Origin of the sequence: Paenibacillus luteus (assembly GCF_006542765.1) — a bacterium.
GTDB lineage: Bacteria > Bacillota > Bacilli > Paenibacillales > Paenibacillaceae > Pristimantibacillus > Pristimantibacillus luteus.
On sequence record NZ_SKCD01000022.1, the window covers coordinates 209,911 to 233,244 of the forward strand.

Here is a 23,334-nt window from a genome sequence, read left to right on the forward strand (position 1 = left end):
CGCTTCCTTCCTCGTTTCACGTCTCATTCCATTATAGCAAAAAAGTAGGACATGGTATGTAATGTATTGCAGCTGCCATAGGCAAAAGGGACAGGCTCGTCGCTGCAACGATCGTTCCTGCCCCATCTATAACTCCTATTAAGCTTTATTCAGCGTATGCCAGCTTCGATTCGATTGCTCGTCATAGAAGAGGCGTACCGAATCTGGCATCCTGCCCTCTTCGTCAAACAAGATCAGCTCATTGCCAGTCTTCTTCAGCCACGCCATCGGAATTTTATAATCTTCCTGAGGCCCGATTTGCCAGTAGCGTCCCAGATTGCGGCCATTCAAAAGCAAATAGCCCTTGCTCATTCCTGACATTCGGAGCTTCAGCTTAGGATTGCTATCCGATGGAATTTCAGGAAGATCGAAGGTGCTGCGGTTCCATGTAGGCCCGGTACCTATGATGGAGTCTGATGATTCATCAAACTCCACTGCGTCGTCCAGCACGTCTATCGACCAATTTTCCAGCTTCCCTGATCCGTTATACGTTAGCAGCTCCAACCGATTCAAGGGTGACTGGGCCACCGGCATTTCAATGATGTTGCTGCCTTTAACCAGATAGGCAGAAATGTCAACTGCGTGATACGCAAACCAATTCTGATAACCAGCGATAGAAACCTCCGTGCCGTTAATTCGAAGCCCATTGCATATTGCACCAACCAATAACGCATGGTCATTTTCCATCAACTCGAATGTTCGCGTTAGCGCAGAAGCAAAAGGAGCGGCATGTACCTCGTCTAGATGCACAACCTCTTCGCCGTAATACCAGCCTCTTCGCAAATCGACGGCTGAGCCGTCCTTATATACTGGTCCAAATATCCCCTTCTCTTCACCCAAATAAGGGGAAAAATTGAGACTGCCCATGTGCTGCACAAGCAGTTGCAGCTTGTTGTGCCCCTTCAACAGCCGCACGGCGGTAGACGCCGCCCCGACCTGGCGAATTATCGCTTGCTCCTGTCCGTTTACAAACAAGCGTGCAGGATCTTGAATTGCTGAGAAAACAAGGGTGCTGACGTGATCCTGATCGCATTCCACATCACTGCTGTAAAGGAGATAGCCGAATGCTAGGCCAAGCTCTGCAAATCCTTGCGGGCTTTCGGCGAGCTCGCCTGTGCCAAGTGCAAGAAGATTTACAGCTTTCTGTTTCCACTCTGAAATGCTTGGCAGTAGAAGCGATTTGGTCACATTGCCTGAGTTGCGTACCGTACTGCCCTGATGCTCCCAACCATTGCCGCTCTTACTTCCCCAGTTCCCTAAAAGGAGCGTTTCACAATTGGTGCCGCCGCTTACTCCGCTAACACAGCCATCCGCTCCTAAGTTCATATCCTCCCAGCCGATTGCCCAGCGGACGTCGTCCCCTTGGAGCTTCCATGCTCGATCCGACATATATCCGTTTAACGTTATGATTTCGACGCGTTGTCCGCCAACCTTCAGCAAAATGCGCTGCGGCGTCTGGAAATGGAATGCATCCATACGCAGAGTCCGAGCGTCGGAGCTGCTTTCAAGCAGGATAGTTCCTGCATTTTCATAATGAATCGCCTGATCCGCTTCAAATATGGCATGCGTACGCCCGCCGTCATCTCCCGCCAATATTAGGGTTTGGACGTCGCCAAGCCGGTCGTTTCCGATGAGGCAGCCGCCACTAGTGAGTCTTAGGCCTGGACATACTTCTATCCGATCAAGAATCGTAGCGATCTGTCCCGGCTTGATCGGCACCGATAGCGTTCGGCCGCTTCCGAGCGTAACCGGAAACACGCCTTTTTCCTGCTTATTGCTTTCGGCAAACCATAGCTTTTGCCCGTTCCACTCTCTGCCTTGCAGGTCGATACCTTCCACGCAGCGCGCCTCGCCCTTATCCATCGGCACGGATTCTAGCAAGAACTCGCCAAGCGCCTGAGTGAACAAGGATACCTTCTTGGCCGTTCTGTATTTGGCTGTAATTCTTCCGTATTCTGACAAGGGAGCGTCGTAATCATAGGAGGTCACCATAAAAATATCGCTGCTTCCGACCGTACGCCCGCCGTATCCTCCAAAGTTGGTGCCTCCGAAAAACATATAGTGGCTAATGCCATCAAAACCGGCCCGGATTACTTCCATCAGCCGTTTTTCATATAAATCGGGCGTTTTCTGTGTGGCGGCTGGCGCTCCCCAATGCTCGAACCACCCCGTCCAAAATTCGGTCACAAGCTTAGGAACGTCCGGCTGCTTGCGCATCAGCTTCTCATAATGCACGCTCGCGCCCGACCAAAAGTTTGCGCCTTCGATCGTCCCTTCCGCTCCCCCCTCGCAGGTAATCAACGGCACATCAATTCCTCGGCTTAGCAAAGCGTCGCGAAGGCCGTTCATATAAGACATGCCCGACGCATCGCCGGCCAAGTAGCCGTATTCGTTCTCAACCTGTACCAGAATAACAGTCCCGTTTTGTGTAATTTGACGAGAATGGATAATGGGAATAATCTGGTCAAAGTAACGATAAACATAACGAAGATATTCTTCATTGTCCGTTCGGAACTGAATCTTTTCTTTTGTTTTCAGCCAATATGGAAAACCGCCAAAATCCCATTCCGCACAGATGAACGGACCCGGGCGCGCGATTACCCAAAGTCCCAACTCGGAGCATAAATCGAGGAAAGCCCCGCAGTCGTTGTCACCGCTAAAGTCCCAGTTTCCTTCTTCTGATTCATGTACGTTCCATGCAAAATAAGTATCGACGCAATTCATCCCTGCAAGCTTCGCCTTGACCAGCACTTCCCGCCATTCTTGCCTAGGCATCCGAAAATAATGGATTGACGCGATGTTTAGAAATACTCTCTTCCCCCCGATTATAAAGCTCTTCGCGTCATAATGAAGCTGTGTATTTCCTGTTATTGTTTGTAATTCAGAGTTCCCTAACGTATAACTCATGAATCCCGTACCTCCCTCTCTGAAAGCATTGTCTTAGTCGAGTTGCTAATCAAATACATGAATATCTAACGCCTTGAAAGGCTCGATAAACGTATTTCATATGCTAGCCACACTTTATGAAACGGGTTTCATAAATAGCATTTAAATTATAGAACTACTTCGTAATTGTTGTCAACGTTTACCATATCTCGGGGTACCCTCCACCAGCAGGCTGCAGCTTTGCTACGCCTGCTATTTTTATTTTATAAACCATCGGGCTAAGGCTTAATTTTAAGAACACAATAATTAGTGTTAATAATCGTAAGAAGCGAAAAAAAAGAAGCGGTCGCCTGAGGCATCCGCTTCACTAAATACGTGCAACATTCCTTTTCTCAATCTTGTTCTGTGCTTGCTTATACACGTAATAAACCATCTCAGTCAAATTCACAATCCCCAAGCCTCTTTCTTCGATAATCTTATATGTATTCGAGCCCATGTCGCCATTCAGGCGAAATCCATCAAAATAAATCCGTTCAACAGGCGTATGACCATGAATAATCGGTTTGTTCTTCGTTAATAGGAGGAGATCTTTCTTCGGAATGCTATAGAAAGCTGACTCCAATAACCATAGAGGTACTTAAAAAAACTTGTCCAGATACTTTCCTTCTCAAATAACTTTAATCTCAAATGATTTACAATCAAACGCAAAAGTTTCTTCCTCTTCTTCTTTAACCCTATAGTTTATCGCTTCTAATTGGTAATTTGATATATCTGAGATTTCAATGTATAAACAAAATAGACTCCCAATATCCCCTATTTTCAAATCGCTTACGCTGAAAAAAGTTACCTCTAATTTGGGATCATCCTCGTAATAGGGATAATCACATAAAGTAATCTTGAAATTTTGCTCTATACCGCCGTCTTCCCTAAAGTTACGAACATAATGATAGGAATGTAAATATCGAAACTGATGATGTACCAGACTAAAAGCTGAAATTAATTCAACCGATTTCCCCATCGTTCATACGCTCCCGCCACATGTGCATTCCTGTCCATTTTACAGATAGAATCCTTTTGTTTGAATTGCGTCTTCCTTTATCATCAATGCTGAAAATCCCACTTCAGCCAATCAACCAAAGCGGGATATAATCCTAATCTATATTACAGGAGCCGGTGCTCCAAACTCCGCCCACTGCTCTTTCGTCGGGCCGTAGATATCTGGCACACGAAGGCCAGCCTGGCGCATCAGGACCGTCATTTGACCGCGATGATGAATTTCATGCTTGATGAGGGCATCCAGTGTCACGCCGTTCGGCCATTGATCACCATACATGTCACTCATGACAAGCAAACTCTCATCCTTCCAACTGGACTGTACCGCATCAAGAAGCGCTTGCGAGGTCAGCTTATACGCCTCGGTGATGTCCGCTGCCGAAGGTGGAACCAATGCATCTTCGCCCGGTCCTTCAAAAGACAAGCCCGTCCGCGATGGCATTTCGTGCAATGTCTGTACAAGGTGCCAAGCTAGACGTCCCAATGTTCGGTGATCGCTCGTTATCTGTTGTCTGAGGGACTCATCCGTAAGCGTCTCCAGCGTCCGCAGCGTTGCTGCCGTTTCATTCCGCCAAGCTGCTACAAAATCCTCGATTTGTCTAAACATATCTAACATCTCCCTTTTGTAATGGAATAGTTCCATCCATTATACAATGACTACCCTGACAGCTGTATATCAGGATTATATTTGTCAGCAGCTTCTTCACAGAAGTACTGACCCCCGTAATAAAAACAGCGGCTGCCAGGGAGGTAAAGATTAGTCCTAGACCGTCGCTATTTTTAAAATTGAAATTATTGATTTAATTATAAACCCAGAATTTCTTTTTCCATAATAAAATCATCCATAACGAATCCATTCCCGATATCCGCCATTTGTTCTTTTACGATCTGGAAACCTTTTTTCTCATACACCTTAATCGTGGATGTGTTATAACGATTGACCGTCAACCAAATATGACTTAAATTCCGGTCTTTGCACAACTGCTCAAGGAATGCCGATGCTTGGCTCGCATAGCCGCGTCCTCGGTGCCCCTTGCTTATATAAAACTTGCTCAGAAAAAGCTTATTCTCTTCTTGTCTTACCGACATATACCCAGCCACAGATTCATCATTATGGATGAAGTAATATTCGTAGCCTTGATGATAGATCTGATCCTCAATCGCTGAAATCGATTGGAATTTGCTAATCATGTATTCAATCTGTTCAATGGTAATAATCGATACATAGTATTCGCGCCATATTTCTGCCGCTATTTCAGCAACCTCAGCAATTTCTTCCGCTGTATTCACTTGTGGAAACCTAATTTTCATGACTTGTGCACACCTTTCTCTCTAACTCCAGCTTCTGATAGAATATCATAAATTTCAGCACAAGACTTAGTCCCCATTTACAAAATAAAAGGCAACGGATCAATCTGATCGGCTGCCTTTGCGTATTTATTTAGCTATCTTGATCCACATCAACTTCTGAATCCGACTCATAACTTTGTCATGAGTACTTTTCGAATAGATATACTTCAATCCATCACTCAATCCTTGCTCTCCATACTTGAATAAGTATATTTCAAATCATCACTAATAATTAAAGCATTTAACTGAAACCCAAATTTGATGCCGCCATCTATGCCAATCAATTGTTTACCGAACCATGGATGGAATTCTTTTGAATGATGCAGCTTAGCGGTTACTTCATGTCCAAATACAATCTTTTTAAAGATAGGCAATATCCCATCATGAGCATGAAATTCACCCCTAATCCAGCGAAAATCCTTGGTAGACGTTTGGCTCCAGTGGGATAATTTGGGATCTATTCCAGCATGCACATAGATATGATGATCATCCTCTATGAAATACTTTAAATTTCGAAGGAAATGAACTTCTTGCGCATACTTCTGCTTTATAAAAATTCGTGCCCTCTCATCATCGGACTCATCTTCATACCAAGGACAGAACGAACGAATTGTTTGCCTCCCTCCATTCCGTGCGGTTGAGTATGGAGAAAAGATATAATCCCGATCATCCAGCCAATTTAAAAACATATCGTCATGGTTGCCGCCAATTGCCTTTACCCCGCTTAGTTTAGCCAAAGCTCTTACATGCTGCACCACTTTTAGAGACGAAGGCCCGCCATCTACATAGTCGCCCAGCAAAACAAGCCGATCATGAATGGCGTTATACTGTACCAGATTGAGTAATGCCTTAAAAGTCTCATAATAGCCATGAATATCTGATATAACAACGGTTCTTCTCATCCTAATCCATTGACCTCCCGATCAGCTCAACCACTTCCCCCTCAATTGACGCTGAGATGTATGATACCATGCTAGTACCATCATACCTTGAAAGTCAATCCATTCGCTTAAGTTATCGCAATATCCGAAACGGAGCAGCCGGCAGACCCTCCACACCCACCAGGTTTGCGTTGGTGACATTTGCCCACCCATATCGTATGAACCGCGGTAGGCTAACTTGATCGCTTTTGACCTTTACTGTACTCCCATGAATTTTAGCCTCTGTTGGCAGGAACTTTCCTTCCTCAGCAGCTACCTCAAAACCAGCTAATCGATTCCCATCGCGAATCAACAGTCCTGTTTCTGCATAATCAAAATGCACCACAGCATGGCCATCCTCTATAGTAATCTCACGATAAACGGGTCCAGAGCTCTTAACCGCTCTGCCGTAAACGGAACATGATCGGCCGTTTGCTGCTGCGCCTCTCTGAGCAGCGGCCACTCTTTTCCTCAGTAAATTCCTTGGTATAGATAGAAAGCTCCTCATCTGTCTCCAATACTTCTTCCGACACCCAGCAAGAAGCGGAGGTTCCGCCCCAATTGCAGTCGATAATCCCGATTGGCACTTGCTCTGAATCGATCAGCCCTCTCGCATAATAATAGGCGACCGCAGAAATGTCCCCTGCCGTTTCAGGCGTGCATGTTTTCCACAAGCTTGGCAAATGAACGCCTTCTTGCTCATAAGCTAGCTTGGGCACCTCATAAAAACGCAATAAAGGTACATTCGCAGCAGCTATCGCCTGTTCAGCTTGATCGCTACTTTTCAAAGGCCACTCCATATTGGATTGTCCGCCTGCCAGCCAGACGTCTCCAAACACAACATCCACCAGCGTAATCGTGCTCTCTGCCGTTTCCACAACCAGCTCACAGGCTTCACCAATCCCCATAGCTGGAAAAGTTACGCTCCATTGACCCTCATGCACCTCAGCATATCCGCTTACACCGCGACAAGTCACAGTCACTCGATGCCCATCTGTCCCTGTCCCCCAGACTAAAAAACTTTTATCCCGTTGGATTACCATATGATCACTAAAAAGTGGATCCAGCATTAGCGGATTTGTCATTGCCTATCACTCTCCCATGTATTCCTCTAATCGACAGCGCTTTCATTTTAGCTTGACTTCATTCATTCTGTTTTTCGGACATCATGGATAGATTCCTCTACCTGTCGGGCCGCATACCCGCAAATACACTGCACACCGGAATTGCCTACGCTTCATAAAAGCAGCTGTTAGTGATGGTTTCTTAATACAATAATTGTAGACTAGAAAAATTGTAGACTAGAAAGGTTGTTTTTTCTATGGAATATCTACTTTCTATTGGCATCTTTTTAACCGCTAACAAAAAATCCCCTCTAAGCGCCACTCGAACCTCCATGAACGCATGAAGATTTTTGAGTACCAGCTTGAAGGGGATAATATCAACGTTGTGGCTTTGGATCGTTTTTGTCATTCGTCAAGTCACTGCCATTATAACAAAGGTGCACCTATGGAGTAAGCGACGATCATCAACAGCAGAACTGTAATATGGTTCAGTGAGAAGATGAACATCGAACGGGCCCACTTGTCTTCTTGTTTCCGACGATATCCGTTAATGCTCAAGATTAACCATCCCAAGCTCAATAGAGCATTCGCCACAGCGATGTAAGGATTAAATGACCAAAACAAGATACTGCACAAGAACAAGGCAACCAGGTACACGTTCATCTGCAGGTACGTTCTCCGAATTCCCTTGACGACCGGCAGCATCGGGATGTTAGCCGCCCGATATTCCTCCATGCGGCGAATTCCTATCGCGTAAAAATGTGGCATCTGCCAAATGACCATTAACAGGAACAATGCAATAGCACCTGGATGCAAAACGTCAGGTGAGATGGCAGCCCAACCGATCAGCGGGGGCATTGCACCTGATAAGCTTCCTACCTCTGTATTATATATAGTTCTACGTTTCGTCCACATGGTATAAGGCACAACATAAAGGAAAATTCCTAAAAATCCCAAGCAAGCAGAAAGCGGAGAAGCAATAAACAAAGCGATAAGTCCGCCGAACGCGATCCAGATCCCCATGAACAGGCCGCTCCTGACATCAACGATTCCGGAAACAGTCGGCCTATTTTTCGTCCGTTCCATAATACTGTCGATATCGCGATCGTATAAATTATTAAAGATGCCTGCTGCTCCGATCACCAAGGCAGATCCAATCAAAGTCAACAAAATGTTACCAATCTTATCAAAGAAAGATATGCCATGAACGAACATCGCCATGCTAAACCCTGCGATTATCGCGATGAGATTCGACTTAATAATACCAATCTTTATCGTTTCGAAGAGTACCTTCGTGACCGAGGTCGGCATTCGTTCGATACTAATCGTATTGCTATAATTTTGCATAACGGTGGCACTTCCTCTCCGTAATTTCACTTCTATAGGTTACCATATAGCAACATTTATATGCCCTTCCTCAGCAAACCCTCATCATTTTGTCAAAAACCTATGTCGCTTTCGTGAATAATCCAGTTGCGAGTCTTACCTTCCTGTCTCTGATAATCCTACCATCAATAGTTATTGCCACGCCTGGAGTTGTACGCCGACTTACTTGATCCGGAAGTATAACTTGTAGAAGATAAAAACATTTATCTGAGGTATGTCCCATGACGTACCCCTGAAACACCAAAAACCACGCCAATAGTTGGCGTGGTTTTTCATCTTTTCCTCTTAAGCATGTCCGAAATTAAAAATTGAAATCGTTTAGTGAATGTCCTTCTTCTTAAAGCTTCCTCCCTTTACTTCAGCAACCTCATACACCATAATGAAAGCATTCTCGTCAATTTCACGAATAATTTCTTTCATTTTCCGCTCTTCTAACCGGTTAATGACACATGTGATTTCTTTGAAATGCTCATTTGAATATCCTCCTTGCACCACACTATACGTAGCACCGCGACCCAAGCGATCACGAATCGTTTCAATCATCATTTCTGGATGTTTGGTAATGATTTTGAACGTTTTAGCACCGCTCAAGCCTTCCTCAACGATATGTATCACCTTGGAAGCTATAAAATAAGCAATACCCGATAATATAGCACCCTGCAAGCCAAATACGGTCGAGACGACAATAAACACGAATACGTTTAGGAATAAGATAAGATCGCTTGTGCCGAAAGGAAGCTTCCGGGAAAGCAATACCGCCAACATATCGATGCCATCCAGCGCGCCGCCGTTTCGAAGCGCAAGCCCCATTCCCAAACCGATAATGATGCCTCCGACAACGGTGACGAGGAGCGTATCTCCTTCTACGATCGGAGTAATATGGTGCATGACGACGGTACCCACGGCCAGTGAAGCAATACCGATCACGGAATAGATCGCGAAGCTTTTTCCAATCTGTTTATACCCTAAATAGACGAACGGTATATTCAGAACCCCAATGAGAAGTCCTAAAGGCAGCCCGAATACCTTCGACCCTACGATGCTAAGACCCGTCACGCCACCGTCAGATACATTGTTCGGAATTAATACAGCCTCAAGGCCGTAGGCCGTAATAAAAGCGCCGATGATAACAATGAGTCCTCGCAGCACCGCGCTCCATACTGCAGTCTGTTTATTCTCTTTCTTCATTTTAAACCTCATTTCCCAGTTTCGTTTCTTAACGTTCACTACATGTAAATATTTTTTACATTAAAATTTTAAATATCTATTCCCCTAAAGTCAATTAATATTTTCCAATAAAAAGAAGTACAGATGCGACCACGATCTAGAATTCGAACCTTTTCCCTATGCAAAAGCCTTTAATCACCGGTATTCCATGTATTTAAACCTTTATTAAGGTGACAGAATTAACAAACGGTACGGCCTATACCTTTACGGTGAAAGCCATCAATTTAGCAGGAATGGCCAGGACACGTTATCCGTCGATATTATTGAAATACGGACCAAGGACGCAACCCACCGCTTGCCTCTCCAGCAGCTCGACATTCAGTCGCTCATTGGATCATTTGGAGACTCGGCGACGCTACAAGAGCTTAAGGTTCAGCTAAAAATCGCCAAGCCGACAGCCGACACGGTGCTATTCGTCGAGAAGGCTGCGATCCAAGGCGGATTCGCTCTTGTTGCCCCCTCGCTAGACTTTACGGTGAGGGGAATTTACGGCAGCGCCGAGAAGGAAGCAACTAATTTCGGCACCTACGTAGAGAGAACGATCGTGCTTCCGGATGGCACGGATTCTAGCCAAGTTACGACTGCCGTCATCGTCGAGCCGGGTGGAACTGTCCGCCATGTGCCTACCCTGATCAAAACATCACCCGCGCGGAATTCGCGGCGATACTCGTTCGGAGCTTGGGACTGAAAGCGGACAACGGCGCGGCATCACCTTTCTCGAACGTGAAGTCGGAGGCATGGTACAGCGGAGCTGGTCAAACCCTCATAATTCTCAATTAATCAATGGCTTTGAGGACAGAACCTTCCGCCCTGCAGACAACATTACGCGGGAGCAGGCGATGGTGATCATCGCGAACGCGATGAAGCTAACCGGGCTAAATGACAAGTTTCCTTTATATCAAGAGGAGGATGAACTGCTCGAGTCTTTCGCGGATGAGGATAGCATCGGTGTCTGAGGCAAGAAGCGGAATCGCTGCTGGCATACAAGTCGGAATCGTCTCCGGCCGCGGTGACAAGGAGCTCGCTCCAAAAGCATTCATTACGAGAGCCGAAGCAACCGTGATCGTAAAGAAACTACTAAGAAATTCCGAGCTAATTGAATAAAAGCAGTTGGACTGAGGCTGCTTCGGAAAGGATTGCAAATCCTTCTGGAGCAGCCTCAAACTTTTGAGTTAAAGCTTTTTTGGGGATCAGTCCTCTATATACTGTTACCTAAATGATAGAATCAACTTAATTTCTTGATCAGTTTCTCCACTCGTTTTCGTTTGGTTTCTTTCTCAATATCGTCGAGCCGTGAGGATAGCGTATTTAGAAAGAATTCTTTGTTTGTATCGTTAATGACGGATATTGCATTCTCTGCATACATTGGAAGTTGATTTGTCGGACAGCTCTTAAGCTGTTCGATGAGTAATGTGAATGCATCATCAGCATATTCTTTGACAGAACAAAGTTTAATCAAGATATTTACTCCGTGATCTTTAGTGATGACTGATCCTTTGTTGCTAGCTTCAACAATTTTTTCAAGTGCTGAATAAATGACTTCCGGGTTCTCAAGAGTGATTGCATCAAGTGCTGTCATAGCCCCCCAAACAAGTCGATTGTTCCCATGATCAAGCAGCGTTACGAACTCTTTGCTGTATTCCACTACTAAAGATGGCTTAATGTCTCCAATTTCATACAAAACCTTAATGCAATCGCTTTGAATGTTCTTGTCCTTGTTACTCAAATGCTCTACAAGTTCATTCACGGCTCCTCTGTCATTTCGTTCGGCAATCAATTTCGCCAGATCCTGATTAGGGCCTTCGTCTTTGCGATTGAGCGAAGTTGCTAACTTATCAATGATAGTCATCCATTATTCTCCTTCATCATTTAGTGCAACAGCTTCTTATTTAATTTCTTCAATAAATACTCGCAAGTTTTCTGCGATTTCTTTTGCTTCGGTACGATACAAATAATGATTGGCTTCAAATATTATCATTTTACCATAAACAGAATCTTTTATTTGCTCTTCATGCTCTGGTATCCATCTGTCCGTTACGGGATGATTCGCTTGTATAAAGAAAACAACGGGAAGATTTTTGGGGAATGTTAATTTTTCAGCTGCTTTAAAGTTAGAATGCATCATTTCGATTTCATTTAGTTGGCTTGGGTTATACATGTTTTTGAGACCAAGCATTCTCATTTGTTCTTTTGTTTCATCACCATAGGGTAGTGCAGCATACGGATCATCACCTAGTTTCACATACAATCGGGCGAAGCCTAATTTTTTGAGTAGGCTTAAAGCTCCTAATGTTGATGATGCAACCTTCTGTTCGCTTAGCGTTGGAACACTGCTATCGAGGCCAACAAATGCAGTCACTTCGTTTTCATATTTGTTCACATAATCTAACCCGTAAATGCCTGAAATAGAGTGGCCCATTAGAATATAACGGTCAATCTGCAGGCTCTGCAGCGCTTGATGAATTTCATTTACGATAATTTCAGTAGTACGTTCCTTTTTGGTTTGATCGCTTAGTCCATAACCAAAAGGCTCAATCACGACTACTTTGTAGTACGGGGATAGTTCTTCCACTAATGGCTTAAAATCAAGTCCCGGTGCCGCCGTTCCGAAACCAGGCAAGAGCACGATTGTTTCTTCCCCTATTCCTTGAATCACAGCATTCATCCTTTTTCCGTCTACAAGCACAAACTGACCATAGGATTGTATTTTTGCCTGCTCCGATTTAGTGGCGACCTTATCAGCGATAAAAACAATAGCTAAAAATACGACTGCTAATATAGCTAATACTGCTAACGCTTTCAGTAAAATAATAACCATTTTTTTCATCATTGGAGTCGGTTTCCTATCTGCAGTCGAATCCTTCTTCCGTTTTATTGCCTCGCTTAGTTTCACTCATACCTACTCCTGACATCACTTATTTATTAGCTGCAAGCCTTTAAGAAAATCATAATCGACGAATATGTACTCTTTAAAACGTCAGCATGAACGGAATATGAACAGGCAAAAAAAATACTACAGCATCACCTGCAAGGAAGCTTGCAAATGAAACCGTAGTATGAAAAAAATCACTTAATCTGCAGCCATTGTAGTGGGCAAGGTAACAATGAAAGTCGTTCCCTGCCCCAGTTCACTTTCCACACGGATATCACCTTGATGAAGCGATACGATTTGTTTGACAATGGCAAGTCCCATGCCGCTGCCTTCATATTTACGACTGTGGGAACGATCAGCCTTAAAAAAACGCTCGAATATATGCTTCTGATCCTCTAGGGAAATGCCAATGCCAAAGTCGGATATTCGTACTGTTAAGTATTTGATATCTTGCTTCAAGCTGACATTAATCATGCCGCCATCCGCAGAAAACTTAATGCAATTGCCCAGTATGTTAGTCCAAACCTGATTAAGCTGGTCATGGTCAGCCGTTAGCATAGCTGCCTTTAAATTAAGATCAAAATAGATATTCCGAGCCGACCATTGCGGTTGAAAAGCGACGATGACTCGTCTTATCTGTTCATCAAGTCTGAAAGAGGTCAACTGCATCTGTTGCGATTGTGATTCCAGCAGACTTAGCTTTAGCAGACTATCGCTCATCTTAGACATCCGCGTAGCTTCGGAAATGATAATATCAAGATAACGGCTTCGCTCATTGTCCGAGATGTTTACTTGCTTGAGTGCCATAGCATACCCAGATATGGAGGTCAGTGGCGACTGAACCTCATGGGACACATTGGATACAAAATCTCTGCGCATCTGTTCAAGCTGCCGAAGATCGAACATCATCTGTTCAAAGCTTTGAGCCAGTGTACCCAGTTCGCCAGTTTGTTTAATATTCAGCTTGATGTTAAAATCCCCGCTAGCTATTCGTCTAGTCGCATCCGTCAGTTTTTTGATTGGCCTTACCAGAAATATGGAAGCAACCAAAATCAATAAACTCCCAATGGACAAGAAATACATCAAAAAGGTGGTTAACCATTTTATCGTAAAAGATGCTGAAGGGGATGCAATGGACTCAATAATCAATGCTTTCGTTCCCGACTCCGTTTTCATCGACAATCCTAGGAGACTTTGAGAAGTAATGCTTGGATTGACTTGAATAACTTCGCCAGCCAATATCTTCTTTACATCGGCCATTGACAGGATCGTAGGATTTTGCCCTTTAAGCGATCCGAAATATTGGGTCTGTCCCGTTTCATCATAGATTCGAATGTTGTAGGAATTGAGCAGCTTCATGCCGCTTACGATTAAGTCAGCTTCTCGTAACGATACAGTCTCGTAAATTCGAGCGATATCCTGCCCATAATTAGCCAAGGTTGTTTGCAAATTTTCGTTCATTTTTTCTTGATAAATCAAAAAAGTAATCGTAAAAGCAATGATTATACCCACAAGGACTGCGGTTAGAAAAGTAAATATGACACGTATATATAAGGATTTGATCATTCGTGGGCCTCAAGCCTATACCCAAGCCCCCGTACCGTCTCAATCCGAAAATCGGATGTATTCGCGAACCGTTCACGCAGGCGCTTAATATGTACGTCTATTGTACGGTCATCTCCGGCATAATCGATTCCCCAAATCTGATCGATCAGCTGATCACGGGTATAGACCTGTCCTGGTGTTCCGGCGAGCTTATACAATAATTCAAATTCCTTAAGCGGTAATGTGAGCGATTCTGTGCCGACCCTTACCTTATAGGTCTGCCGATCCAGTATGATGTTGCCGAACTGAATCGTCTGCGTTGTACCAATCCGATATCGTTTCAGTAACGCCCTGATACGGGCTGTCAGCTCCAATGGATCAAATGGTTTAGTCAAATAGTCGTCCGTTCCAAGCTCGAATCCCTTTACTTTCTCCCAAGTCTCGCCTCTAGCAGTCAGCATAAGCAGCGGAAGATCCGGATTGGCTCTTCTGAGCTCCTTGCACAACGTCCAGCCATCCATAATCGGCATCATAATATCCAGTACGACAAGATCAACAGGCTTTGCGGCATAGACAGCCAGCGCTTGCTTGCCATCCACCGCCTCAACGGTTTCAAATCCATCGTTTTTCAAAAACAAACAGACGAGTTCGCGAATGTTCTCATCGTCATCAGCAACCAATATCGTAGGCATTCATTCCCTCTTCTCTCTTCTGTGTCCCATAAATCCAGTTTACCCTTTAGTATAAGCAAGTTTACACGTGTCAGCAAGAAATGTAGCTCATTGAAAGAGATCCGTCTTCAAATGGAATGATCACTATATTGGAAAACGAACCTACCTAAACAGGAAAATAAATACGCTTTCAAAGGAAAAATATGCATTTATACTTAACTTGCTTCATAATCCAAACCATTGAAATGGAGATGAAAAGATGAAGATCGATTGGGTTCAACCAGCAATCCGCAGGTTTGTTTTCCCGCTCCGCAGTCTTGTATTAATCGCAGTTTTGTTATCCCTGGTAACATTTCATGTTAAGACTTTACCAGCCTACGCTCTCGCAGGAGAAACGAACATGCATGATCCCAGTGTCATTAAGGTGGGGAGCTGTTATTATGCGTTTTCTACCGGTCTTTATGTTGGAATAAAGGAAACAAAAACTTGCGATTCTATAGGTACAACCAGTTGGCAGAGTGTAGGAACGATATTTAGCACCATTCCTGCTTGGATCATTGCTAGACTTGGCTCCAACCCGGGAAATCTATGGGCTCCGGATATCAACTATTTCAATGGAAAGTACTATCTGTATTATGGAGCTTCTATATGGGGTACGAACACCGCTACGATGGGACTAGCGACAGCAACCAACATTGAAGGACCTTGGACGGATCAGGGAGAAGTAACCAACGTCAATTACCCCATTGATCCTAACGTAGTCTGGAGCACGGACAACATTCCTTACATTACATGGGGATCCTGGACAGGCAATGGCATCAATATGCATGTTCTTGATGGAACGACCGGCAAGCTGTCAACGGCGGACAACAACCTATGGAACATTGCCACAGGAATCGAGAATTCATCCATCCTATATAACAACGGATATTATTACATGTTCGGTTCCAAGGGCAGCTGTTGTTCTGGTGTTAACAGTACCTATTACACCGTTGTTGGCCGCTCTACAAGTATTACCGGACCATATCTGGATGAGAATGGTGTTAATATGGTCAACGGAGGCGGGACGAGAATCATGTCTGGTGCCGGTACGGAGGTTGCGGCTGGAGGTGCCGATCCATTCAATGATGGCGCGGTCACACGTCTTGCCTATCATTTCTATGACGCGAATCGTGCGGGCTTGGAATCGTTGAACATACGAACGATATACTTCGGAGACTCCCCGCGAACTGGGGCAGCGAATTGGCTCTATGTGAGTGCTCCCATTTATACGCCTATCACGGGTGCAACGGTGACGGCAAGCAGCAGCGCCGATGTAGGAGGCTGGCTCAAACCAAATGTTGTTGACGGGCAGGAGCAGTCGACAAGCAGTTCGATGGGTTGGAGCAGTAACAGCAGCCTGTCGGCTAATCATACAGAATGGGTACAACTCGATTTTGGCCAGAATAAGAAGATTAGCGAGGTTCAACTATTCCCTCGAACCGATGGCGTGAATGCCGGCTATGGATTCCCTATCGACTTCACTATTCAGTTGTCAACAGATGGAACCAATTGGTTCACCGTACTTACCAAGACGGCAACCCCTCTTCCTACCGGCATGCAAACCTACGATTTTAACGGAACAACTGCCCGTTATGTCAAAATAAACGGTACGAGCCTAAGGTCAAATCCGAATGATCTGAACAATTATCGCATGCAGTTTGCAGAAATCAAAACATTCGGCAGCAACATCGGCAATTTGGCCGAGCTTAAACCTGTCACAGCCAGCAGCTCCTATGAGGCAAGCGATTGGTTTACGCACCGGGTAAATGATGGACAGAAAGGTACGGTCGCTGGCTCCCGAGGATGGTCTAGTCAAAACCTATTAACTCAAAACCATACAGAATCTATTAAAGTAGATACCGGTGCAGTGCAATCCATCAGTACAGTGAACTTGTATCCCAGAAACGATGCCTCACAAGTCGGAAACGGATTTCCTATCGATTTTACGATTCAAATCTCGTCAGACAACGTGAGTTGGAGTACAGTTGTGACCCGAACGAATTATGCAAAGCCGGGAAATGCCGCACAGAGCTTCAGCTTCACCTCGCAATCCGCTAGATATGTGAAGGTTACAGGAACAAACCTAAGGCCGAACCCAACAGAATCTAATTATTACCGCATGCAGCTCGCTGAAATAGAAATTTATTAGTTAGCACTTGATGTGTAGCAAGGCTGGGTAGCAGCACTTTTGGCGTCCAGCCATGAACTTCCATATAAAAAATAAAACTCTCCCGGGCACATGGCCCCGGAGAGTTTCTTTGTCACTTCCCCTATTTCAATGATGCTTCTGGATCAGTTTAATGTAAACTTATAGCTTCCTGAACCAATATTTTGAATCCAAATAGATTTATCCTGCGGATGAATGTTAAGCTCGCCACTATCCGAAGTCAACTGCTTATCATCTATAACGGGCATACCAACGTCTGCGGTTGTTCCTACAGGGATTTGAACTTCGAGATGCAAACCTTCGCTATTGCGGTAATATTTCACACTTATAACCCCATAAGAGCTGGTTATCTTTCCTTCTGCTTTTTCTAATGTCTGCATGAAGGCAGGCGCGATTACTATTTTCTTATAACCCGGGACTGACATTCTGATCCCTAGGACATAACTCGTAAGCCATTCTTTCACATGTCCCATCATGGCGTGATTTCTCGAACGCACCATAGTGCCAAGCCATAGTTCTTCATAATTCCAATATTCTGGTAATGTAGTGAGATTTTTATCGACAAAATACTTATAACTTGGCTGTGTATCATTCATGACCATTTTATAGACAACATCACTCTTCCCGTATCGCCCTAATGATGCAAATACTTGTTTCAAACCCACTTCTCCTGACGACAGATGATAATCTCGTATTTCGACTGCTTCCTGAAGCTTTTCAATAGAACTTTCTCTATTCTCATCTAGAACAATTTCACTAAAAAGAACACATCCGTAGCTAGCTTGGCTTCCATTCCCATAATTCCTGCTCTCGAATTGGTAGCATTCCTTATGGCTATGAAATCGCTCCCGTACATCTGCCGCTTTAGACGAATAATGACTTACGTCTTCCTCATGTTCAGTTAGTTCTGCAATGCTAGCCATCGTCTTTAACAAATAATAATAGGCGCAATTCTCTACCAACACTTTTGGTGTTGCCTCATTCAATTGCCCCCAGTCTCCCATCTGGGCATAATCGCTTAGAAGTCCATTTACCGTCTGGGCGTCTAAGTAATTCATATATATTCTCATAGTGGCATATGCGCTTTTCAATACGGTAGGATCCCCATAAATCTGATAATATTCCCATGGGGTCAGAATACAGGCACCACTCCAGTTAGGGTCTCTATGCAAGCCGACGATCCGATGGTATTCAGGCGCAATGGCAGGAATATATCCGATTCCTTCGGGATCACCATTGTCGATATCGGTACTGTCCGTTTGTGAATCGATCATATCTTGAGCAATCTTGGGAATCCATGAACGGATATCATACCCGGCTGTAATGGAGCGAAACATTAAATGCGATGTTTCAAGCCAGCCCAACTTCTCAATTTGCGGGCAATCTGTGAAAGAAAAGAACATGTTGCTTTCAATAGAACGTTCCGTTATCTCATTAATCTGATTCAAAACTTCATTCGAAGTTTCGAATGCGCCGGTTTTCTCATTGGCGATACGCAGTACGCAGCAATTGAAATTTGCAACGGTTGCTTCTCCTATGAATCCAGAAACTTCAACATACTGGAATCCTTGATAACAAAACAGGGGATGCCAGCTTTCGCTTCCTGTTCCTTTTACCGTATAACTGTTCGTAATGCTGCAGTGAAATTTCTGCGACCAGCTCTGCGTACAGGAAGATTGATCAACGCCAGATTGATCATCGTATAGCACTTCAGCCGGCAGCATCTTAATAGTCGCTCCTCTCTCCTTGTCTGTCATTCCCTGCAATACCAGTTCTGGGAACCCGGATACATTTCTTCCCATGTCAACAAGGAGATTACCGTTTTCTAGTTTCGTTACAGAAGCAGCCGGGAATTTCTCCAACATCCTGACTGGATGGAATTCCATTCCCTTTAATCTACCTAGCGGCTTCTCCATTACTACAGCATTGTCCCAACTCTTGCGATCTGTTCCGGGCATATCCCAACCGGCTAATTCCGCTGTCGCATCATAATCCTCGCCTCCATACCAGTTATTGAATGTGATGGGACTGTCTGTTAGCTTCCAATTCTCATCCGTAGCTGCAATATATTTTACTTCTCCATCTGCATAAGTTACTTCTATCTGCGCAATCACTTTTTTATCACCGTACAGTCCTTTTCTCACATAGCCGCTGTCGTTTTTCTGATATCGATGCTCAGGAGCTTCGATTTGATCATCAAGCATCATCACAGGATTGACCATAAAATTCACGTACTGACCATTTCCAATCATGATTCCAATTGCATTGCAACCGTTGTGCAATCGATGGAGAATATCATAGGTCGAATAATAGACTGTCTTGGAATAATCGCTTTCGCCAGGATTGAAAAAAGCATCATCGAGCCGTTCACCATTAATGCTGGCATGGAATAATCCTAATCCGCTAATGTATGCTCTAGCCTTCACGATACTATTAACATTGTCTACATTGAAATCCATAGCCACCTGAGGAGCTGCTGACTTATTGCATTCAATATGATCGCCTTGCCCGATCCAGCGTGCTATCCATTGATCGTCTTCCAGAAGCCCCATTTCCCATGAATGGATTGGACTCCATCCTGATTCTATATCACTCCTATCCCACACCTTCACTTTCCAGAATACATCCTGTCTTGAAGTAAGAGGAGTCCCGTCATATTTAATGGCAAAATTCATATCATTGCTTACTTTTCCAGAATCCCAAACATCACCAATATTGTTCTGTAATAATACAACCGTTGATGACACTAAGACACGATACGCAGTTTGATACTGATTCTTCTCGTCTGATTCAAGTGAATAGCTTAGAATGGGGCGTGTGCTATTCATTCCTATCGGATTGTGCAAATACTGTGTTAAAAGATTGCTAATTTTCATTGTCATGGTATACCCTCTCTTTGTTTGCTATTCTCAACAGCAGCAGCCCCGACCGAATGTAAGCAGCCGAGGTGTCGCTAAAATAATCAACCTTTTACCGCTCCGCCTACAATCCCTTTAATAAATTGGTTCTGAAGCAGTAAAAAGGTAATAACTAGCGGAAGCGCACCGAGTACGATGGCCGAGAAAATCATAGCCCAGTTACTGTTATATTGTCCGGTAAAGCTGAATATGGCCATTGGAATCGTTCGGTTTTCCCTTGCTTGCAGATAGAGCAGTGGAATTAAGAAATCATTCCAAATCGTTAAGCTGTTCGTTATAATGACCGAAGCAGTAACCGGCTTCATCAACGGAAATATGATAGTGAGAAACGTACGCAAGGGGCCGCACCCATCAATCAGCGCCGATTCCTCTAATTCCTTCGGTACGCCCTTCAGAAATCCGGTGTATAGAAAGACCGAGAAGGGAATCGTTATCGCGATATAGATCAGAATAACGCCTTGATGCGTATTGATAAGATCGAGCATTTTCAACAGCTTATATAATGGAATCATGCTCAGTGGAAACGGAATCATAATCCCTGCAATAAAATAAAGGAAGAACGAACCTGTAAGCCTGGATTTCACTCTGGCGATCGGATAAGCTGCAAAAGCGCTTACGATAACAACACCAATGAGTGAAAATGCAGTTATGAGCAAACTGTTTCCAAAGGCAGTCAACATATGGGCGGTCTGCCACGCTTCCGTGAAATTGCTCCACATCCATTCCTTCGGAAATGCGAAGGTGCTATCCAGCATTTCTTTCGGTGATTTCACCGTTACGGAGATGAGAATGAGAAGCGGAACAATAACGATAAGCGCCCAGATCAGCAATAAGGCGGCGGCTACCAAGCTGCTTGTCAGTGTTTTTTTCATTATGCATCCAGCTCCCTGCTGCGAAGAATGCGAAGCTGGAAGATGGAGATGAACAGAATGATAAGGAACATGACGATGGCAATCGCCGTTCCGTAACCCATCTCATTGAAATTAAACGCCTTTTTATATAACAGAATGGCTAGCGACTCTGTAGCCGTTCCCGGCCCGCCCTTTGTCATGACATAAATAATGTCAAACACTTTAAAACTACCAATAATAGATATCAATATATTAACGGTAAATGCCGGTGCAATAAGAGGGAATGTTATTTTCACGAATCGCTCCCAATTACCCGCTCCGTCTATATCAGCCGCCTCATACAAATCGCCGGGAATCGCCTGCAGCCCAGCAAGATAAATAATCATCGATAGCCCCATCCATTGCCAGATATTCGTAAAAACAACGCTATACATAGACCACTTCGGATCTCCGAGCCAATCCTGTGCCCAATGTCCTAGGCCGATATTTTGGAGTGCCATATTAATAACCCCTAGAACGGGATTATATAAATAACTCCAAATATACCCGATAGCAAGAGCGCTGAGCAGTGCCGGAATTAAGTAAACAACGCGCAAAAACCGTTTTACCCAGCTTGATCCATCAACAAGTATAGCAAGCAGTAAGGAAAGAACATTCTGAATAAGGGTAACCAGCACAGCAAATACGATCGTATTTTTGAGCGCAATCCATACCTCCGCATCATGAATGAGAGATATGTAATTGTTAATGCCTACAAAATGATAACGGGCATTCAATCCATTCCAATCGGTAAAGCTGAAATAAAAACTGCCAAGCATAGGAACCATGACGAAAAGGCTGTAAACGATAAAAGCCGGCAGCATGAATAACAGTTGTAGTCTTCGTTTGTGCATTCTCTATCCCTCTAATCCTATAAGAATCAGGCGGGAGAATCCCCACCTGATTCCCTTTAATTTGTCTAAAGCATCGCCTAGTCTGCTTTTTTGGCAGTAAACACCTTGTCCATTTCCTTCAGCATATTGTCGATTGGGTAAGACTTGCCCCCATCCACCAACACCTGCTGAATGCCGGTAAACATCGTATCTTGAACCCCAGAAGGCCAATTCTGATCAAGGAAGTTATGTGTTCCCACATTCAAATATGGAATCAGCTCCTTAAGCGTCTCATCCAAATCTGGATTCACATCCGTAAATACCGGGAATGCTTTCGCCTGCTTGAGCAGCATTTCATTATTTTCCTTCTCTGCCCAAAAGTCGATATATTTCTTCACTTCTTCAGGATGCTCCGTATTTGCTGATGCTCCAATGCCGAGTGCGATAGCGGATGATACGAATACTTTCTCACCGGCTTTTACATAAGGAAGCGGGAACATACCGAGCTCCACATCAGGATTTACTGCTAAAATGGCTGGCAATGCCCAGTTCCCCATAACCATCATGCTAGTTTTGTCCGTTGCCATTAGCTGAACCATTTGATCGTAGTTTGTTCCCAAAATTCCTTTGTTGAAGTAGCCTTTTTCATCTAATGAAATATAATCCTCCATCATTTGATTCCATGCTGATCCAACGAAAGTGGCATTGCCTTCATACATTTGCTGATCGAAATCCGGATTGTCTCGGTAAATTGCAGAAGGTGCCATCGCGTAGGGAATAATTTGCGTCACCCATAAGTCTTTGTTGCCGATTGCTAGCGGCGTAATTCCAGCAGCTTTAATTTGTTCACAAAGTGCAAGGAATTCTTCCCAGTTCTTAGGAATGGAGAGCCCCATATCCGCAAATATCTTTTTATTATAGATCACACCAATAGCATTCTGATCCAGCGGGAGCGCATACACTTTTCCATCCATGCTCTCCATCTCTTTGGCGCCTTCTTGGAGGCGTGAAACCCATGGTCTATCAGACAAATCCATCAAGTAGCCCGCTTCAACGAATGGCACTTTCCAAGTGCCGGGAGCTACACCGACAATATCCGGTGCGTCTCCTGAGGCGAATCGCGTTTTGATCAGTGTCTGATATTGATCGACTGGTGCGTTCTCATACTCAATCGTAATATTTGGATATTTTTCATGGAACTTCTTATTGATTTCTTTCAATGTAGGACCCGCTTCTGCTTCCATAAAGTGAAGCATCTTGAGCGTAACCGGCTTGGCTTCGGAATCCGCAGTCGTTGTACTTGGACTTGCTTCCCCTCCGTTTGACGATTCTGCCGAATTATTGTTGCCACATGCTGTTAGTACGATGGATAAAAGCATAACAATGAAAATTGTACAGCCAATCATTCTCTTTCTTGCCAACATCTCATGACCCCCTAAATAATTATCGCTTACATGAATAGTGTAACTTG

The 23,334-nt window shown here is 44.2% G+C and carries 22 protein-coding genes; 4 read left to right on the forward strand and 18 right to left on the reverse strand.

The annotated features are described in order from the left end of the window. Positions 1-138: 138 nt before the first annotated feature. The 10 genes from E0496_RS17630 to E0496_RS17675 form a co-directional block, all read right to left on the reverse strand. Complete coding sequence (locus E0496_RS17630) at positions 139-2,946, reverse strand: beta-galactosidase (protein WP_141503076.1); 2,808 nt, start codon at positions 2,944-2,946, stop codon at positions 139-141. Between the two features lie 346 nt (positions 2,947-3,292). Then, a complete protein-coding gene (locus E0496_RS36215) occupies positions 3,293-3,547 on the reverse strand; it encodes a hypothetical protein (RefSeq protein WP_206669796.1) in 255 nt (84 codons plus the stop codon). Positions 3,548-3,592: 45 nt separating this feature from the next. After that, a complete protein-coding gene (locus tag E0496_RS17640; protein WP_141503077.1) occupies positions 3,593-3,943 on the reverse strand; it encodes a hypothetical protein in 351 nt (116 codons plus the stop codon). A gap of 138 nt (positions 3,944-4,081) precedes the next feature. Continuing rightward, positions 4,082-4,585, reverse strand: a complete 504-nt coding sequence (locus E0496_RS17645) for a DinB family protein (protein ID WP_141503078.1) — start codon at positions 4,583-4,585, stop codon at positions 4,082-4,084. A 197-nt stretch (positions 4,586-4,782) separates the two neighbouring features. Further along, a complete protein-coding gene (locus tag E0496_RS17650) occupies positions 4,783-5,289 on the reverse strand; it encodes a GNAT family N-acetyltransferase (RefSeq protein ID WP_141503079.1) in 507 nt (168 codons plus the stop codon). 218 nt (positions 5,290-5,507) lie between these two features. Next, positions 5,508-6,230, reverse strand: coding sequence for a metallophosphoesterase (locus E0496_RS17655; protein WP_141503080.1), 723 nt, complete (start codon positions 6,228-6,230; stop codon positions 5,508-5,510). A 112-nt stretch (positions 6,231-6,342) separates the two neighbouring features. Further along, positions 6,343-6,594 (reverse strand): hypothetical protein, encoded by a 252-nt coding sequence (locus E0496_RS17660; RefSeq protein WP_141503081.1) that lies wholly within the window; start codon positions 6,592-6,594, stop codon positions 6,343-6,345. Positions 6,595-6,643: 49 nt separating this feature from the next. Next, positions 6,644-7,333 carry a hypothetical protein gene (locus E0496_RS17665; RefSeq protein WP_141503082.1) on the reverse strand — a complete coding sequence of 230 codons (690 nt, stop codon included), beginning with the start codon at positions 7,331-7,333 and terminating at the stop codon, positions 6,644-6,646. Positions 7,334-7,738: 405 nt separating this feature from the next. Next, positions 7,739-8,659, reverse strand: a complete 921-nt coding sequence (gene cyoE, locus E0496_RS17670; RefSeq protein ID WP_141503083.1) for a heme o synthase — start codon at positions 8,657-8,659, stop codon at positions 7,739-7,741. A gap of 357 nt (positions 8,660-9,016) precedes the next feature. Continuing rightward, positions 9,017-9,886 carry a YitT family protein gene (locus tag E0496_RS17675; RefSeq protein WP_141503084.1) on the reverse strand — a complete coding sequence of 290 codons (870 nt, stop codon included), beginning with the start codon at positions 9,884-9,886 and terminating at the stop codon, positions 9,017-9,019. Positions 9,887-10,220: 334 nt separating this feature from the next. On the opposite strand from E0496_RS17675, the gene E0496_RS17680 reads away from it, so the two are divergent. From E0496_RS17680 to E0496_RS17690, 3 genes are read left to right on the forward strand one after another with little or no spacing between them, the layout of a single operon-like run. After that, positions 10,221-10,613, forward strand: a complete 393-nt coding sequence (locus E0496_RS17680) for a hypothetical protein (RefSeq protein WP_141503085.1) — start codon at positions 10,221-10,223, stop codon at positions 10,611-10,613. Positions 10,614-10,662: 49 nt separating this feature from the next. Next, the gene (locus E0496_RS17685) at positions 10,663-10,881 is read left to right on the forward strand and encodes an S-layer homology domain-containing protein (protein WP_141503086.1); all 219 of its coding nucleotides are present in this window, start codon (positions 10,663-10,665) and stop codon (positions 10,879-10,881) included. Continuing rightward, positions 10,874-11,029 (forward strand): S-layer homology domain-containing protein, encoded by a 156-nt coding sequence (locus E0496_RS17690; RefSeq protein ID WP_161601459.1) that lies wholly within the window; start codon positions 10,874-10,876, stop codon positions 11,027-11,029. Before E0496_RS17685 ends, E0496_RS17690 begins: the two co-directional genes overlap by 8 nt. A 121-nt stretch (positions 11,030-11,150) precedes the next feature. On the opposite strand, the gene E0496_RS17695 is transcribed toward E0496_RS17690, so the two are convergent. The 4 genes from E0496_RS17695 to E0496_RS17710 all read right to left on the reverse strand — a co-directional run bounded on the left by E0496_RS17695 (position 11,151) and on the right by E0496_RS17710 (position 15,034). Further along, positions 11,151-11,774, reverse strand: a complete 624-nt coding sequence (locus E0496_RS17695; RefSeq protein ID WP_141503088.1) for a hypothetical protein — start codon at positions 11,772-11,774, stop codon at positions 11,151-11,153. 36 nt (positions 11,775-11,810) lie between these two features. Continuing rightward, positions 11,811-12,752 (reverse strand): alpha/beta hydrolase, encoded by a 942-nt coding sequence (locus tag E0496_RS17700; RefSeq protein ID WP_141503340.1) that lies wholly within the window; start codon positions 12,750-12,752, stop codon positions 11,811-11,813. Between the two features lie 243 nt (positions 12,753-12,995). Beyond that, positions 12,996-14,363, reverse strand: a complete 1,368-nt coding sequence (locus tag E0496_RS17705; protein ID WP_141503089.1) for a sensor histidine kinase — start codon at positions 14,361-14,363, stop codon at positions 12,996-12,998. Further along, on the reverse strand, positions 14,360-15,034 hold the full coding sequence (locus E0496_RS17710) for a response regulator transcription factor (protein WP_141503090.1): 675 nt from the start codon (positions 15,032-15,034) through the stop codon (positions 14,360-14,362). Before E0496_RS17710 ends, E0496_RS17705 begins: the two co-directional genes overlap by 4 nt. A gap of 379 nt (positions 15,035-15,413) precedes the next feature. Here E0496_RS17710 and E0496_RS17715 point away from each other — a divergent pair, with 379 nt between their 5' ends. Next, positions 15,414-17,204, forward strand: coding sequence for a family 43 glycosylhydrolase (locus E0496_RS17715; RefSeq protein WP_206669797.1), 1,791 nt, complete (start codon positions 15,414-15,416; stop codon positions 17,202-17,204). A gap of 143 nt (positions 17,205-17,347) precedes the next feature. Here the strand turns inward: E0496_RS17715 and E0496_RS17720 are convergent, their stop codons facing one another. The 4 genes from E0496_RS17720 to E0496_RS17735 all read right to left on the reverse strand — a co-directional run bounded on the left by E0496_RS17720 (position 17,348) and on the right by E0496_RS17735 (position 23,287). Then, the gene (locus E0496_RS17720; protein ID WP_141503092.1) at positions 17,348-20,104 is read right to left on the reverse strand and encodes a family 78 glycoside hydrolase catalytic domain; all 2,757 of its coding nucleotides are present in this window, start codon (positions 20,102-20,104) and stop codon (positions 17,348-17,350) included. A gap of 80 nt (positions 20,105-20,184) precedes the next feature. Continuing rightward, positions 20,185-21,012 carry a carbohydrate ABC transporter permease gene (locus tag E0496_RS17725; RefSeq protein ID WP_141503093.1) on the reverse strand — a complete coding sequence of 276 codons (828 nt, stop codon included), beginning with the start codon at positions 21,010-21,012 and terminating at the stop codon, positions 20,185-20,187. Next, entirely contained in the window at positions 21,012-21,884 is an 873-nt protein-coding gene (locus E0496_RS17730; protein WP_141503094.1) for a carbohydrate ABC transporter permease, read from the reverse strand. The genes E0496_RS17725 and E0496_RS17730 overlap by 1 nt, the downstream gene beginning before the upstream one ends. Before the next feature lie 77 nt (positions 21,885-21,961). After that, positions 21,962-23,287 carry an ABC transporter substrate-binding protein gene (locus E0496_RS17735; protein ID WP_161601460.1) on the reverse strand — a complete coding sequence of 442 codons (1,326 nt, stop codon included), beginning with the start codon at positions 23,285-23,287 and terminating at the stop codon, positions 21,962-21,964. Positions 23,288-23,334: the final 47 nt, after the last annotated feature.

What these genes read in the sequence shown, in the direction of transcription:
- E0496_RS17630 (WP_141503076.1), bottom strand. Translation starts at nt 2,946, where the DNA reads ATGAGTTATACGTTAGGGAACTCTGAATTACAAACAATAACAGGAAAT.
- E0496_RS17640 (WP_141503077.1), bottom strand. Translation starts at nt 3,943, where the DNA reads ATGGGGAAATCGGTTGAATTAATTTCAGCTTTTAGTCTGGTACATCAT.
- E0496_RS17645 (WP_141503078.1), bottom strand. Translation starts at nt 4,585, where the DNA reads ATGTTTAGACAAATCGAGGATTTTGTAGCAGCTTGGCGGAATGAAACG.
- E0496_RS17650 (WP_141503079.1), bottom strand. Translation starts at nt 5,289, where the DNA reads ATGAAAATTAGGTTTCCACAAGTGAATACAGCGGAAGAAATTGCTGAG.
- E0496_RS17655 (WP_141503080.1), bottom strand. Translation starts at nt 6,230, where the DNA reads ATGAGAAGAACCGTTGTTATATCAGATATTCATGGCTATTATGAGACT.
- E0496_RS17665 (WP_141503082.1), bottom strand. Translation starts at nt 7,333, where the DNA reads ATGACAAATCCGCTAATGCTGGATCCACTTTTTAGTGATCATATGGTA.
- cyoE (WP_141503083.1), bottom strand. Translation starts at nt 8,659, where the DNA reads ATGCAAAATTATAGCAATACGATTAGTATCGAACGAATGCCGACCTCG.
- E0496_RS17675 (WP_141503084.1), bottom strand. Translation starts at nt 9,886, where the DNA reads ATGAAGAAAGAGAATAAACAGACTGCAGTATGGAGCGCGGTGCTGCGA.
- E0496_RS17685 (WP_141503086.1), top strand. Translation starts at nt 10,663, where the DNA reads ATGGTACAGCGGAGCTGGTCAAACCCTCATAATTCTCAATTAATCAAT.
- E0496_RS17695 (WP_141503088.1), bottom strand. Translation starts at nt 11,774, where the DNA reads ATGACTATCATTGATAAGTTAGCAACTTCGCTCAATCGCAAAGACGAA.
- E0496_RS17700 (WP_141503340.1), bottom strand. Translation starts at nt 12,752, where the DNA reads ATGAAAAAAATGGTTATTATTTTACTGAAAGCGTTAGCAGTATTAGCT.
- E0496_RS17705 (WP_141503089.1), bottom strand. Translation starts at nt 14,363, where the DNA reads ATGATCAAATCCTTATATATACGTGTCATATTTACTTTTCTAACCGCA.
- E0496_RS17710 (WP_141503090.1), bottom strand. Translation starts at nt 15,034, where the DNA reads ATGCCTACGATATTGGTTGCTGATGACGATGAGAACATTCGCGAACTC.
- E0496_RS17715 (WP_206669797.1), top strand. Translation starts at nt 15,414, where the DNA reads ATGCATGATCCCAGTGTCATTAAGGTGGGGAGCTGTTATTATGCGTTT.
- E0496_RS17720 (WP_141503092.1), bottom strand. Translation starts at nt 20,104, where the DNA reads ATGACAATGAAAATTAGCAATCTTTTAACACAGTATTTGCACAATCCG.
- E0496_RS17725 (WP_141503093.1), bottom strand. Translation starts at nt 21,012, where the DNA reads ATGAAAAAAACACTGACAAGCAGCTTGGTAGCCGCCGCCTTATTGCTG.
- E0496_RS17730 (WP_141503094.1), bottom strand. Translation starts at nt 21,884, where the DNA reads ATGCACAAACGAAGACTACAACTGTTATTCATGCTGCCGGCTTTTATC.
- E0496_RS17735 (WP_161601460.1), bottom strand. Translation starts at nt 23,287, where the DNA reads ATGTTGGCAAGAAAGAGAATGATTGGCTGTACAATTTTCATTGTTATG.